The organism is Streptomyces cinerochromogenes (assembly GCF_014648635.1).
Classification (GTDB): Bacteria; Actinomycetota; Actinomycetes; order Streptomycetales; family Streptomycetaceae; genus Streptomyces; species Streptomyces cinerochromogenes.
In genome coordinates this window covers 152,688-164,767 of sequence record NZ_BMRM01000020.1, presented here as the reverse complement: position 1 = coordinate 164,767, position 12,080 = coordinate 152,688, and the positions used below count along the sequence as shown (strand labels likewise).

Genomic DNA, 12,080 nt, shown 5'->3' with positions numbered 1-12,080 from the left:
TGGGCGGGATACTGGAGGCATGCGGTTGACGGTCTTCAGGCAGCGGATGGCGGAACACTTCGGTCCGGGGTACGCCGACACCTTCGCGCGCGACCACGTCATGTCGGAACTGGGCGGGCGCACCGTCAACGAGGCGCTGGACGCCGGCTGGGAGGCCAAGGAGGTCTGGCGCGTGGTCTGCGCGGTCATGGACGTGCCGGGCGAGAAGCGCTGAGACACCGGGCGAAACGCCCGGATTGCCGGAGAAGAACGCGACAGTACGGCACCGATCTGTCACGAAGATCGCCGGCGGGCGCCGGTTGTCGGTGGCGTGGGCGAGACTGGGCGCGTGGCACCCATTGACGAGCACCCTCTGGCATCCTCCGCCGAGGCCGGCGATCCGTCCCCGCGGCAGGAAGCACCGGCCGCTACGACCCCGCCCGGCCGCCCCCCGGCCCCCGGCGCCGTCGCTCCCGACGGCCGGATGCCGCGCTGGCTGCCGCGCGCCATGGTGCTCGCGCTCGCGCTGATCGCCACGTTCCAGTTCGGCAGCTGGGCCTTCCACCAGCTGACCGGACTCTTGATCAACATATTGATCGCGTTCTTCCTGGCCCTGGCGATCGAGCCCGCGGTGAGCCGGATGGCGGCCCGTGGCATGCGCCGGGGGCTCGCGACCTTCCTGGTCTTCCTCGGCCTGACCATCTTCGCCGCCGGGTTCGTCACCTTGCTCGGGTCGATGCTCGCCGGACAGATCATCAAGATGGTCGAGGGCTTCCCGGACTACCTTGACTCGCTCATCAACTGGATCAACCAGACCTTCCACACGGAACTCAGACGCGTGGACGTCCAGGAGGGCCTGCTCCACTCCGACTGGCTGCGCAAGTACGCGCAGAACAGCGCCGCCGGTGTCCTCGACGTGTCCGCCCAGGTGCTCGGCGGGCTGTTCCAGCTGCTGACGGTCGGGCTGTTCTCGTTCTACTTCGCGGCGGACGGCCCCCGGCTGCGCCGCGCCCTGTGTTCCGTGCTGCCGCCCGCGCGCCAGGCCGAGGTGCTGCGCGCCTGGGAGATCGCCGTCGACAAGACGGGCGGCTATCTGTACTCGCGCGGCCTCATGGCGCTCATCTCCGGCATCGCGCACTACATCCTGCTCGAATCCCTGGGGGTGCCGTACGCGCCGGTGCTGGGCGTCTGGGTGGGCCTGGTCTCGCAGTTCATCCCCACCATCGGCACGTACCTCGCGGGCGCGCTGCCGATGCTGATCGCGTTCACCGTCAATCCCTGGTACGCGGTGTGGGTGCTGGTCTTCGTCGTGATCTACCAGCAGTTCGAGAACTACGTGCTGCAGCCCAAGCTGACCGCCAAGACGGTGGACATCCACCCGGCGGTCGCGTTCGGCTCGGTGATCGCCGGCACCGCCCTGCTGGGCGCGGTCGGCGCGCTGGTCGCCATCCCGGCGGTGGCCACGCTGCAGGCGTTCCTGGGGGCGTACGTGAAGCGGTACGACGTCACGGACGACCCCCGCGTGCACGGGCACCGCGGCAGGAACCCGGCCGGCCCCGGGATGGTCACGCGCGCGCGACGGCTCTGGGCCGACCGCCGCCCCGGCGAGCAGCAGCGGCCGTAACCGGCCTCCGCCCCCCCTCGGCCTCCATCGCCGCGGCCTCCGCCGCCGCACCGCCGGCGTCGCTCTCAGAGGTGGTCGAAGAAGCGGGTCCACCAGGTCGCCTGGTCCTCGCGCGCGAGCCAGGTCGCACCGTCGTAGGGCCGGTGGAGCAGCCGTTGCGGGACCAGCCGGTAGCCGAGGTCGGACAGGGCGGTGGTGATGCGGACGCGGTCCGCCTCGGACAGGGCTCCGTCACGGACGGCGTCGTCCAGGTCGTCGTGGCCGTCCGGCGCCTCGGTGGTGACCGCCGCCAGGTCGCCGTAGTTGCTCAGCCGCACGGAGAGCGGCACCCAGGCTTCCACCGCTTCGGCCGGGACGTCGACGCAGAACGAGAAACTGGCGTCCTGGATGCCCTCGTCGAGCCGGCAGGGGCTCCCGAGATCCCGGGTCAGCCGGTCCCGCAGCCTGGTCGCGCGAAGCCGGGCCCCGGGGTGGTCGAAGCCGTCGGGGTGCTCCAGGTGGTGCGGTGCGGGCAGCCGGTCGAGCGCGTGCAGCAGGGCGAGCAACCGGTTGTCGTCGTTCATCTCCGCCATACCTTACGGAGGCTTCCTGCGCGGCCGAACCGAGCAAAGCCCCTCCATCGGGATTCGCCGGACCCCCGTCCGACCGGCGGTCTACCGTACGTACATGCCGCGTCACGTTCCGCGGTCACCCAAGGAGGAAGCCTGTGTCATCCCCCTGCGACCCCCGGTACGCCCCCGTCGGCGATGTGGGTGCGGCCCTCATGGTGATCGACTCCCGGCTCAGGGTCGTCTACGACGGCAGGACCGAGACCGACCCCGAGCAGCAGCAGTTGATCGACCAGTTCGCGGCGTCCTTGGGCCCCGAGGGAGTCCAGGACCTGCTGGACGGCGCGTGCACGCTCATCTACATGTACATGAGGTGGCTGCGGATGGCGTACGAGGACCACGACAAGGACGTGATCGAGTACGTGGTGCCCAACCTCGTGGCCACGATGCGCATGATGCCCAAGAGCGTCCGTCCCGAGGCCATCCCCATCATGGCCGGCCTGGTCATCGCGGCAGGCCTCGACCTGAGCCCCGGCCTGTGGCGCAGGCAGTACGGAGACTGGACCAAGGGCGAGATGAACCCCCTGGAAGTCACCGCCTTCCTGCTCGCGGAGCACATCAACCGGGTCACCGGCGACCAGGACTTCGCCACCCGTCTGATCACCAAGGCGCTGGCCTGCGCGGACCAGGACTGACGGGCCCCGCGGTCACTTCTCCGACGCCGGGGAGCCGGGATGGCGGACCGTCGCGGTGAGGCGTCGCAGCGCGGCGTGGGCGGGCGGACCCCAGGTGCGCTTGCCGCCCGGGCGGCCCTGGACGCCTGCCTCTCCGATGTGGACGCAGGCGAGGGCCTTCAGCACCGCCCAGCCACGGGCGCGGCGAAGGGTCGCCGGGTCGGGGGCCGGTCGGTAGGCCTCGTGGAAGCGGTCGACGGCGCCGTCCGGCAGCAGGAGCCACGCGGCGGCCAGGTCGCAGGCCGGATCGCCCGCGAAGAGGTCGCCGAAGTCGATCACCCCGCAGAAGGTGCCGTCCGCGGTGAGGACGTTGGCCGGGTGCAGATCGCCGTGGAGCCACAGGGCCGGCCCCGTCCAGCCGGGCGCGGCGACGGCGTCCTCCCAGACCGCGCGGACGGCGCCCGGATCGGGGACCAGCCCCAGCCCGGCGGCCGAGGCCAGCTGCTGCGCGAACCCCTCGGCATGGCCGGCCAGCGGACCGCCACGGTCGCGGCCGGCCGGCGCCCCGTCGGGGGCGGGGCGGTGAAGCGCGGTCAGGAAGGCGGCCAGCGTGTCCGCCGCCTCCGCGGCGCGCGTGGCGGGGGCACGGTCGGCGGGCGTTCCCGGCACCCAGGTGGTGACCAGCCAGGGGCGCGGAAACCGCTCGGAGGGTTCGCTGAGGCGCTGCGGGACGGGGACCGGCAAGGGGAGACGCGGGGCGAGGGCCGGGAGCCACTCGTGCTCCTTGCGCAGCAGTGCGTCCGCGGACGGCGTCGCCCAGGGCAGCCGGACGGCGAGGTCGTCCCCGAGCCGCCACAGCTGGTTGTCCCAGCCGCGGGCGCCGAGTTCCAGGGGGAGCCCGGCCAGGTCCGGATGATGGTCGCGCAGGAGATCCCGGACCAGGTCGGCGGTGATCTCGGTCTCGGCAGGGGTCATGCGGAGCCACGGTAGTCGGCCGGCGGCCGCGTGGTGCGCTTGACACAAAAATCGAACATCCATTCTTATGGGGGCTCAGGCGAGGCCATCGGTTGGGGGCTTTCTCCCGATTCGCGGGTATATGTCCCCTGGTTATCCACAGGCTGGGCCTGCGTCGGGGCGCATTGTCAGTGGCAGGCGTTAGCGTCTTTGACGTGAAGCGATCGACTCAAGCAAACCGGGTGGAACCCATGGCAGGAACCGACCGCGAGAAGGCGCTCGACGCCGCGCTCGCGCAGATTGAACGGCAATTCGGCAAGGGCGCGGTCATGCGCATGGGCGAGCGGTCGAAGGAGCCCATCGAGGTCATCCCGACCGGATCGACCGCGCTCGACGTCGCCCTCGGCGTCGGTGGCCTGCCGCGCGGCCGTGTCGTGGAGATCTACGGACCGGAGTCCTCCGGTAAGACGACCCTGACCCTGCACGCCGTGGCGAACGCGCAGAAGGCCGGCGGCCAGGTCGCCTTCGTGGACGCCGAGCACGCCCTCGACCCCGAGTACGCGCGCAAGCTCGGCGTCGACATCGACAACCTGATCCTCTCCCAGCCCGACAACGGTGAGCAGGCCCTGGAGATCGTGGACATGCTGGTCCGCTCCGGTGCCCTCGACCTCATCGTCATCGACTCCGTCGCCGCCCTCGTGCCGCGCGCGGAGATCGAGGGCGAGATGGGCGACAGCCACGTCGGTCTCCAGGCCCGCCTGATGAGCCAGGCGCTCCGGAAGATCACCAGCGCGCTCAACCAGTCCAAGACCACCGCGATCTTCATCAACCAGCTCCGCGAGAAGATCGGCGTGATGTTCGGCTCCCCGGAGACCACGACCGGTGGCCGGGCGCTCAAGTTCTACGCCTCGGTGCGCATCGACATCCGCCGCATCGAAACCCTGAAGGACGGCACGGAGGCGGTCGGCAACCGCACCCGCTGCAAGGTCGTCAAGAACAAGGTCGCGCCGCCCTTCAAGCAGGCCGAGTTCGACATCCTCTACGGCCAGGGCATCAGCCGCGAGGGCGGTCTGATCGACATGGGCGTGGAGCACGGCTTCGTGCGCAAGGCCGGTGCCTGGTACACGTACGAGGGCGACCAGCTCGGCCAGGGCAAGGAGAACGCGCGCAACTTCCTCAAGGACAACCCCGACCTGGCCAACGAGATCGAGAAGAAGATCAAGGAGAAGCTGGGCGTGGGGGTCCGGCCGGAGGAGCCCGCCGTCGAGCCGGGCGCCGACGCTGCGGTCAGCACCGCGGCCGACGACGCCGCCAAGTCGGTGCCCGCCCCGGCAGCCGCCAAGGCCACCAAGCCCAAGGCCGCCGCAGCCAAGAGCTGACCCGTGACACGACGAACCGACTGGGCCGAGTACGAGTACGCCACCCCCGGTGCCCCACGGGGGAGGGGCACCGGGGGCTACCCGGACTCCGCCCCGGACGGTGCCGACGGACACCGGGACGACGGGTACGACCGGTACCGGGGGCAGGGTGAGTACCGCGAGTGGGACACGCACGGCCATGGCGGGCAGGACGCGTACCGCGGAACCGGCGGGGACGAGGACGACGGCGGCGCGGGCGGTGAGCCGCACGGGGGCGGTTCGTCCGGCGGCCGCGGCCGCGGCTTCGGCGGACCCGGCGGCGCGCGGGACGGTGGCGCGCGAGGCGGTGGCCGGGGGCGCGGCCGTCGTCGGCGCGGCTTCGGGGACGCGACCGACCAGGACGAAGGCGCCCCCTCCTCGGCGAGGGACGAGCGGGGGGAGTCTTCAGGGGACCCGGCTGAGCGGGCCCGGGCGATCTGCCTGCGCCTGCTCACCGGGACCCCGCGCACCCGCAAACAACTCGCGGACGCCCTGCGCAAGCGGGAGATCCCGGAGGACGTCGCCGACGAGGTGCTGAACCGGTTCGAAGAAGTCGGGCTCATCGACGACGGCGCCTTCGCGGACGCCTGGGTGGAGTCCCGGCATCACGGCCGGGGTCTCGCCCGCCGCGCACTCGCCCGGGAACTGCGGACCAAGGGCGTCGACTCGGCGCTGATCGAGGACGCCGTCGCCCAGCTCGACTCCGAGCAGGAGGAGGCGACCGCCCGCGAACTCGTCGCCCGCAAGCTGCGCGCCACCCGCGGCCTCGACCGCGACAAGCGGCTCCGCCGGCTCGCGGGCATGCTCGCCCGCAAGGGCTACTCCGAGGGCATGGCCCTCCGCGTCGTCCGCCAGGCCCTGGAAGAGGAGGGCGAGGACACGGAGTTCCTCGGGGACGGGGACTTCTGACGCGGTCACCGGGTACGGCTCTCCCGGGTCCGACCGGTGTGAACCGGCGTCGGGTGAGGTTAACCCCCGCCCCCGGCGGGCGGCATGCCCCCGGCGCAAGACGCCGGGCCACCGCAGTGCTCCTCGCGCCCCGCACCGGCGAGTCTGTACGCGCGCCCAGCGCACGCCACAGCCGACGCGTACAACCGAAGAGAGCCCGTCCCCATGATGCTGCGTTACGCCCTGCAGACAGTCCGCGCCCGCAAGGCGGGTTTTCTCGGTGCCTTCCTCGCCCTGATGTGCGCGGCGGCTCTGATCACCGCGTGCGGCACCCTCCTCGACACCGGCCTGCGCGGCACCATCCGTACCGAGCGCTTCGCCGCCGCTCCCGTCGTGGTCTCCGCCGACCAGTACGTGCACCGCACCACCGTCAAGCACAAGAAGGGCAAGACCAAGGTCAAGCACAAGGCGAAACCCATCGCCGAACGCGCCTGGCTTTCCGAGCGGCTGCGCGGATCACTCGACCGCACCCCCGGCGTGGCCCGGGTCGTCCCCGAACTCACTTTCCCCGCCCAGCCGTTGACCCCGGCCGGCACCGGCGGCCGTACCGCCTACGGCCATGCCTGGGACTCCGCCGCGCTGACCCCTTACCGGCTGACCGCCGGCCGTGCCCCCGAGGCCCCGGGGGACCTCGTGATCGACGACGGCCTCGCCACGCGGGCCCGGCTGCGGCCCGGCGACCGGCTCACCGTGCAGTCCACGCAGGCCCCGCGCGACTACCGGATCACCGGTATCGCCACCCCGGCCACCGCCGTGCGCCACCAGACATCCCTGTTCTTCTCCGCCGCGGAGGCCCGACGGCTGGCCGGCCACCCCGGTCAGGTCAGCGCGTTCGGGGTGCTGCCGGCCAAGGGGACGGACCCCGAGCAGGTGCGCCGGGCCGTGGCGCGGGCGCTGTACGGCACCACGGCCCAGGTGAGCACCGGCGACGCCCGCGGCCCCGTCGAGTTCCTGGACGCCGCTGCCGCCCGCACCCGGCTGGTCAGCATGGGCGGTGCCATGGGCGGCACCTCGCTGCTGGTGGCGGTGCTCGTGGTCGTCGGTACCTTCACGCTCACCGTCCAGCAGCGCCATCGTGAACTGGCCCTGCTCCGGGCGATCGCCGCCACGCCCGGGCAGATCCGCGGGCTGCTCGGCCGGGAGGCGCTGATCGTCGGCGCGGCGGCGGGCACCGCCGGCGCACTGCTCGGGCTGCCGCTGGGCGGCTGGCTGCACTCCCGGTTCGTCGCCCTCGGCGCCGTACCCGACACGCTCGAACACACCGTTGGTGTCTTCCCGCCGCTGGCCGCTCTCGCCGCCACCCTGCTCGGCGCCTGGGCGGCGGCCCGGATCGCCTCCCGCAGGATCGCCCGGATCCGGCCGGTCGAGGCCCTGGCCGAGGCCAGGACCGAACGCACCCGGCCCGCCTGGGGCCGGATCGCCGGCGGGCTGCTGCTCCTGGCCGGCGGAGCCGTCCTCGTCGTCGTCCTCGCCTCCCTGCGTACCGAGCCCGCCTCGACACCCGTGACGTTCCTCGCCGTCGTCGTCCTGTCCACCTCCGTCGCTCTGCTCGGCCCCATCCTGGTCAGGGCCGCCGCGCTGCTGCTCGCCGGCCCGCTGCGGCTCACCGGCCACGGTGGCAGGCTCGCCACCGCCAACCTGCGCGGCAACGCCGCCCGCATGGCCTCAGTGGTCACCCCCCTCACCCTGCTCGTCGGCATGACCTGCACCGTCCTCTTCGTCCAGGACACCCTCGGGAATGCGGCCCGCACCCAGGTCCGCGAAGGTGTCCGGGCTGACTGGGTCGTCGCCGCCCAGGGGCCCGGCGTGCCCGGCGAGGCAGCCGAACGACTGCGCGCTCAGCACGACACCGTCACCGAGGTGGTCCGCACGACCGTCCGCGTCGGCCTCGACAAGTACCCCGCACAGGGCGTCACCCCCGCCGGACTGACCCGCACCTGGGACCCGCAGGTCACCGCCGGCTCCCTCGCCCGGCTCGGCCCCGGGACCGTCGCCGTCAGCGAACTGGCCGCGGACCAACAGCATCTGAAGCCCGGCAGCACCCTGAAACTCACACTCGGCGACGGCACGCCCGCCACGCTCACCGTCGCCGCCGTCTACGCCAGGGGTCTCGGCTTCGGCGACCTCACCTTCGCCCACGACCTCGTGGCCCACCACGTCGACAACCCGCTCGCCTCCTCCGCCCTCGTCAGCACGACCCGCACACAGATACAACTCGCGACTACGCTGCGTGAGTTCCCGGGGTTGCGCATTCTTTCGCCGGCTGCCGCCGACGCCCTCCAGGCCGACCGGCAGCAGACGAACGCCGAGGTCAACTACCTCGCCATGGGCCTCGTGCTGGCCTTCACCGCCATCGCCGTCGTCAACACGCTCGCCATGTCGGTCGCCGAGCGTGTCCGGGAGTTCGCGTTGCTGCGTCTCGCCGGCGCGACCCGCCGTCAGGTGCTGCGCATGCTGCGCACCGAGGTGCTGTCCGTTCTGCTCCTCGCCACTGCGCTCGGCAGCGGCATCGCCCTGGCGGTGCTCTCCGCGTTCAGCGTCGGCATGACGGGCCGGGCCGCACCGACGGTCGCCCCGCTGCTCTACCTCGGCGTGGTCGCCGTCGCCGGCCTCCTCGTGCTCGTGGCCAGTGCCGTACCGGGGCGGGCGGCGCTGCGGGTGCGGGCGGTGACGGTCGCGACGGCGAAGGAGTAGGAGACGGCGCCGGAGCAGCACCGGCGCCGTCGTCGGCGGGCACGCCGCCCCCTCGTTCAGGACGTCACACCGCACCCCTCGTTCAGGACGTCACACCGCACCCCTCGTTCAGGACGTCACCGGTGTCACCGGCAGTCCCTCCGCGCGCCAGGCCTGGAAGCCGCCGACCAGGTCCGTCGCCCGGTGCAGGCCCAGTTGGTGGAGGGAGGCGGCGGCGAGGCTGGAGGCGTAGCCCTCGTTGCAGATCACCACGACACGCAGGTCGTGTCCGGTGGCCTCGGGGAGGCGGTGGCTGCCCTGGGGATCGAGGCGCCATTCCAGTTCGTTGCGCTCGACCACGACCGCGCCCGGGATGAGCCCGTCTCGCTCACGCAGGGCCGCGTACCGGATGTCGACCAGCAAGGCCTCACCGGACCGGGCCTCCTCATGCGCCTCACGTGCCTCGATGCGCCGGTATCCCGCGCGGACCCGTTCCAGCAGCGCGTCGATGCCGAGGGGTGCTTCACCCACGGCGCTCTCGTCGGTCACCTCGGCCACCGCCGACCGCTCGCTCGTGCCGCTCACTGCCAGTCCTCCGGGCGTTCGACCTGCTCCAGGCGCAGCACCTGGCCCGAGCGACTGTAACGGCGGATGCGGGGCAGCGGCGGATAGTAGGCGTGGACCGAGATCGCGTGTCGGTCGCGGGACTCGTTGAGTACCTCGTGCACATGGTGACGGCCGAAGGCGCGGCCCTGTCCGGCGGGCAACCGGCGTAGGCGGTCCACGCCCTCGGTGAGTTCCAGGGTCTTCCAGCCGTCGGTGGGCAGCCGCGCGGCGAGGGAGTACTCCGTGAGGTCGCCCGAGGCGGTGAGGAAGGCGCCGACCGAGTCGGCGTGGTCGTGCCAGCCGGTGCCGGAGCCGGGCGGCCAGCCGATCAGCCAGGCCTCGCTGCCGCCGGGGCCGTCCAGCCGTACCCAGGTACGGCCCTCGGGATCGAGCGGCAGGGAGGCGATCAGCTCGGCGTCGGCCGCCGTTCGCCGGACGAAGTCGAGGAGGTCCGCCTGGGTGGGTGCCGTACCGGCTGCCCGGGACGCGGACGAGGGCAGGGAAGGGGAGGGGACAGACACGTGCACCGTCCTGAGGAAGGTTCGCGGAAACGGGCGCGCGACGGCGCCCGGAAAGAAGAGGGGATGCGAATCAGCAGGACGGGCGACACACGCAGCCCGCGTAGCGGACGAGGTCCATGTGGACCCTCCGCCACAGGCGCACACAGGTGTCGGTCACGATCCGGAGTACAGCATGCTGCCGTACTCCGGTCAACCGAGTGTCACTCTGCGGACGGAGGGTGCGGAGGGGTACGTTCCGGCGCGCGCCGGGCGTCTCCGCGCGCAGGCTCGGCGGACCTCGGGGGAGTCGGCGCCCGGGTGTCCCCAGGGCACCACGCCGCCGACGAAGTCGCTGTCCGGGCGCCCGGTCGGCGCGCGGTCGGCGCGTGTCGAATCAAGTGGTGACGTGCCCTGAATGCACGCTCCGGCGCGCGGTCAGCGTGCGCCCGAACCGGCTCGCGCCGCCCCCTGCTCCTCCTTCGGCTGCTTCTGCTCCTGCGTCTGCTCCCGCTCCTGTTCCTGTCCCGCCCGCTCCGCGCCGCCCAGCGTGGCCTCGGCCGCCGCGTACAGCTCGGCCGGACGGACGCCGCTCAGCGCGGCGACCAGGTGGCCGTCGGGGCGTACGAGCAGCACGCTGTGCGCCGGCGCACCCGGGTAGCTCTCGGCGACCAGCAGCTCGGCGGGGTGCGGCAGCGCGGACACGGCCGCCGCGAGCCGGGGCATCACCCCCGCGGACATCCAGTGCTTGCGCTCCCAGACACCCGTACCGGGTGCGATCAGCACGACGAGCAGCGCACCGCGGCCGAACCGGTCGTGCAACCGGACGAAGGAACCGTCCTCCGCCGTGACCCGGACGTCGGTGACCGGAGCCCCGGGCGCGGTGTCGACCGGGATGACCCCCTCCAGATGCCGGGGCGTGAGCGGCGAGTCGCCGTATCTGCCGGGCGCGCCCAGCGGACCGCGTCCCAGATGACCGTCGGTGAACACTGTGTCGTGGCTACGGGCCGCGCCGGGCACGATGTGGCGCAGCGCGCCCGCGCCGCGCAGCGCCGGCAGCACCTGGTCGGCGATGCGCAGCCGGGCGGCGACCACCGCGCGCCGCTCGGTCTGGTAGCTGTCCAGCAGGGCCTCGTGCGGGCCGTGGTGCCAGGCGGTGCCCAGCTTCCAGGCGAGGTTGTCGGCGTCCCGGAGCCCTTCGTCGAGACCCTGGGTGCCGAGCGCGCCGAGCAGGTGCGCCGCGTCCCCGGCGAGGAAGACCCGGCCGTTGCGCCACCGTCGGGCCAGCCGGTGGTGCACCGTGTGGACACCGGTGTCGAGCAGGTCGTACGCCGGTGCGGTGCCGTCCGACCAGCCCGCGAGGGTCTCGCGGACCAGGGAGAGCAGGACCTCGGGCGTGACCAGGTCCTTGCCCTGCGGCAGCAGCCAGTCCAGGCGCCACACGCCGTCCGGGAGGGGGCGGGCGGTCACCTCCCCGGCCGAGGGCCCGGACGACCGCCACGGCGGCATCCGATGGAGCAACGCCCGACCCTCCCACGGAAGTTCCGTGCGCAGCGCGGCGACGGCGTGCCGCTCCACCGCCGTACGGCCGGGGAAGCGGATGTCCTGGAGTTTGCGCACGGTCGAGCGGGGACCGTCGCAGCCGACCAGGTAACTGCCGCGCCACCAGGTGCCCTGGGCGCCACGGGTGTGCGCGGTGACGCCGGAACGCTCCTGCTCGATCGCGTCCACGCGGCCGTCCACCACCAGCCGGACCAGGGGCTGCGCCGCGACGGCCGCGCGCAGGAACCCGGTGAGGAGGTGCTGGGCGATGTGCAGCGGGGCGGGGTCGTCGGCGGTGAAGGCGATCTCGCTCATCACCTGCCTGCGCCGCAGGGACCGCCATCCGGTCCAGCGCATGCCGTGCGCACTGAGGGGGACCCCGGTCAGCCGTTCCAGCAGAGCGGCCGTGTCCTCGCGCAGGACCACGGTGCGTGCCGGGCGGGGTTCGTCCTTGCCGGGTCCCTCGTCCAGGACGACGGTGGGCACCTCCTGCCGGGCCAGGGCCAGCGCGAGCGTGAGTCCGACGGGCCCCGCTCCGACGATGATCACCGGGTCCATGACGCGGCGCCCCCTGCCCGTGACGATGCCCTGACGGAGACAAGTGAACAGGAAGGTGGAGCGGGGTGCACGATCACACA

At 72.8% G+C, this 12,080-nt stretch carries 12 protein-coding genes; 6 read left to right on the top strand and 6 right to left on the bottom strand.

The genetic code is table 11. The annotated features are described in order from the left end of the window. Positions 1–19 precede the first annotated feature (19 nt). Both IEZ20_RS32160 and IEZ20_RS32155 read left to right on the top strand, forming a co-directional pair. Positions 20–214, top strand: a complete 195-nt coding sequence (locus IEZ20_RS32160) for a DUF3046 domain-containing protein (protein WP_189305224.1) — start codon at positions 20–22, stop codon at positions 212–214. Between the two features lie 249 nt (positions 215–463). Next, on the top strand, positions 464–1,603 hold the full coding sequence (locus IEZ20_RS32155) for an AI-2E family transporter (protein ID WP_373304010.1): 1,140 nt from the start codon (positions 464–466) through the stop codon (positions 1,601–1,603). Positions 1,604–1,668: 65 nt separating this feature from the next. On the opposite strand, the gene IEZ20_RS32150 is transcribed toward IEZ20_RS32155, so the two are convergent. Beyond that, complete coding sequence (locus IEZ20_RS32150; RefSeq protein WP_189305223.1) at positions 1,669–2,166, bottom strand: hypothetical protein; 498 nt, start codon at positions 2,164–2,166, stop codon at positions 1,669–1,671. A 143-nt stretch (positions 2,167–2,309) separates the two neighbouring features. On the opposite strand from IEZ20_RS32150, the gene IEZ20_RS32145 reads away from it, so the two are divergent. Further along, positions 2,310–2,846: a hypothetical protein gene (locus IEZ20_RS32145; protein ID WP_189305221.1), complete on the top strand. Its 537-nt coding sequence runs from the start codon at positions 2,310–2,312 to the stop codon at positions 2,844–2,846. 12 nt (positions 2,847–2,858) lie between these two features. Here IEZ20_RS32145 and IEZ20_RS32140 read toward each other — a convergent pair whose 3' ends face one another. After that, on the bottom strand, positions 2,859–3,800 hold the full coding sequence (locus IEZ20_RS32140) for an aminoglycoside phosphotransferase family protein (protein ID WP_189305219.1): 942 nt from the start codon (positions 3,798–3,800) through the stop codon (positions 2,859–2,861). A gap of 230 nt (positions 3,801–4,030) precedes the next feature. Between IEZ20_RS32140 and recA the strand changes: the two genes are divergently transcribed. The 3 genes from recA (at position 4,031) to IEZ20_RS32125 (ending at position 8,818) form a co-directional block, all read left to right on the top strand. Next, a complete protein-coding gene (gene recA, locus IEZ20_RS32135) occupies positions 4,031–5,158 on the top strand; it encodes a recombinase RecA (RefSeq protein WP_189305217.1) in 1,128 nt (375 codons plus the stop codon). 3 nt (positions 5,159–5,161) lie between these two features. Then, positions 5,162–6,085: a recombination regulator RecX gene (gene recX, locus IEZ20_RS32130; RefSeq protein WP_189305215.1), complete on the top strand. Its 924-nt coding sequence runs from the start codon at positions 5,162–5,164 to the stop codon at positions 6,083–6,085. Positions 6,086–6,289: 204 nt separating this feature from the next. Further along, the gene (locus tag IEZ20_RS32125; RefSeq protein ID WP_189305213.1) at positions 6,290–8,818 is read left to right on the top strand and encodes an ABC transporter permease; all 2,529 of its coding nucleotides are present in this window, start codon (positions 6,290–6,292) and stop codon (positions 8,816–8,818) included. A 108-nt stretch (positions 8,819–8,926) separates the two neighbouring features. Here IEZ20_RS32125 and IEZ20_RS32120 read toward each other — a convergent pair whose 3' ends face one another. The 4 genes from IEZ20_RS32120 to IEZ20_RS32110 form a co-directional block, all read right to left on the bottom strand. Next, the gene (locus tag IEZ20_RS32120) at positions 8,927–9,382 is read right to left on the bottom strand and encodes a rhodanese-like domain-containing protein (protein ID WP_373304008.1); all 456 of its coding nucleotides are present in this window, start codon (positions 9,380–9,382) and stop codon (positions 8,927–8,929) included. Further along, complete coding sequence (locus IEZ20_RS32115) at positions 9,379–9,924, bottom strand: cupin domain-containing protein (protein WP_229896372.1); 546 nt, start codon at positions 9,922–9,924, stop codon at positions 9,379–9,381. The genes IEZ20_RS32120 and IEZ20_RS32115 overlap by 4 nt, the downstream gene beginning before the upstream one ends. 70 nt (positions 9,925–9,994) lie before the next feature. Next, positions 9,995–10,066, bottom strand: coding sequence for a putative leader peptide (locus tag IEZ20_RS40820; protein ID WP_309544753.1), 72 nt, complete (start codon positions 10,064–10,066; stop codon positions 9,995–9,997). A 272-nt stretch (positions 10,067–10,338) separates the two neighbouring features. After that, entirely contained in the window at positions 10,339–12,000 is a 1,662-nt protein-coding gene (locus IEZ20_RS32110; protein WP_189305209.1) for an FAD-dependent monooxygenase, read from the bottom strand. Between the last annotated feature and the right edge of the window lie 80 nt (positions 12,001–12,080).

Bases quoted from the DNA above. Each gene is read 5' to 3' on its own strand.
- IEZ20_RS32160 (WP_189305224.1), top strand. From the start codon at position 20: ATGCGGTTGACGGTCTTCAGGCAGCGGATGGCGGAACACTTCGGTCCG.
- recA (WP_189305217.1), top strand. From the start codon at position 4,031: ATGGCAGGAACCGACCGCGAGAAGGCGCTCGACGCCGCGCTCGCGCAG.
- IEZ20_RS32125 (WP_189305213.1), top strand. From the start codon at position 6,290: ATGATGCTGCGTTACGCCCTGCAGACAGTCCGCGCCCGCAAGGCGGGT.
- IEZ20_RS32110 (WP_189305209.1), bottom strand. From the start codon at position 12,000: ATGGACCCGGTGATCATCGTCGGAGCGGGGCCCGTCGGACTCACGCTC.
- IEZ20_RS32150 (WP_189305223.1), bottom strand. From the start codon at position 2,166: ATGAACGACGACAACCGGTTGCTCGCCCTGCTGCACGCGCTCGACCGG.
- IEZ20_RS32155 (WP_373304010.1), top strand. From the start codon at position 464: ATGCCGCGCTGGCTGCCGCGCGCCATGGTGCTCGCGCTCGCGCTGATC.
- IEZ20_RS32140 (WP_189305219.1), bottom strand. From the start codon at position 3,800: ATGACCCCTGCCGAGACCGAGATCACCGCCGACCTGGTCCGGGATCTC.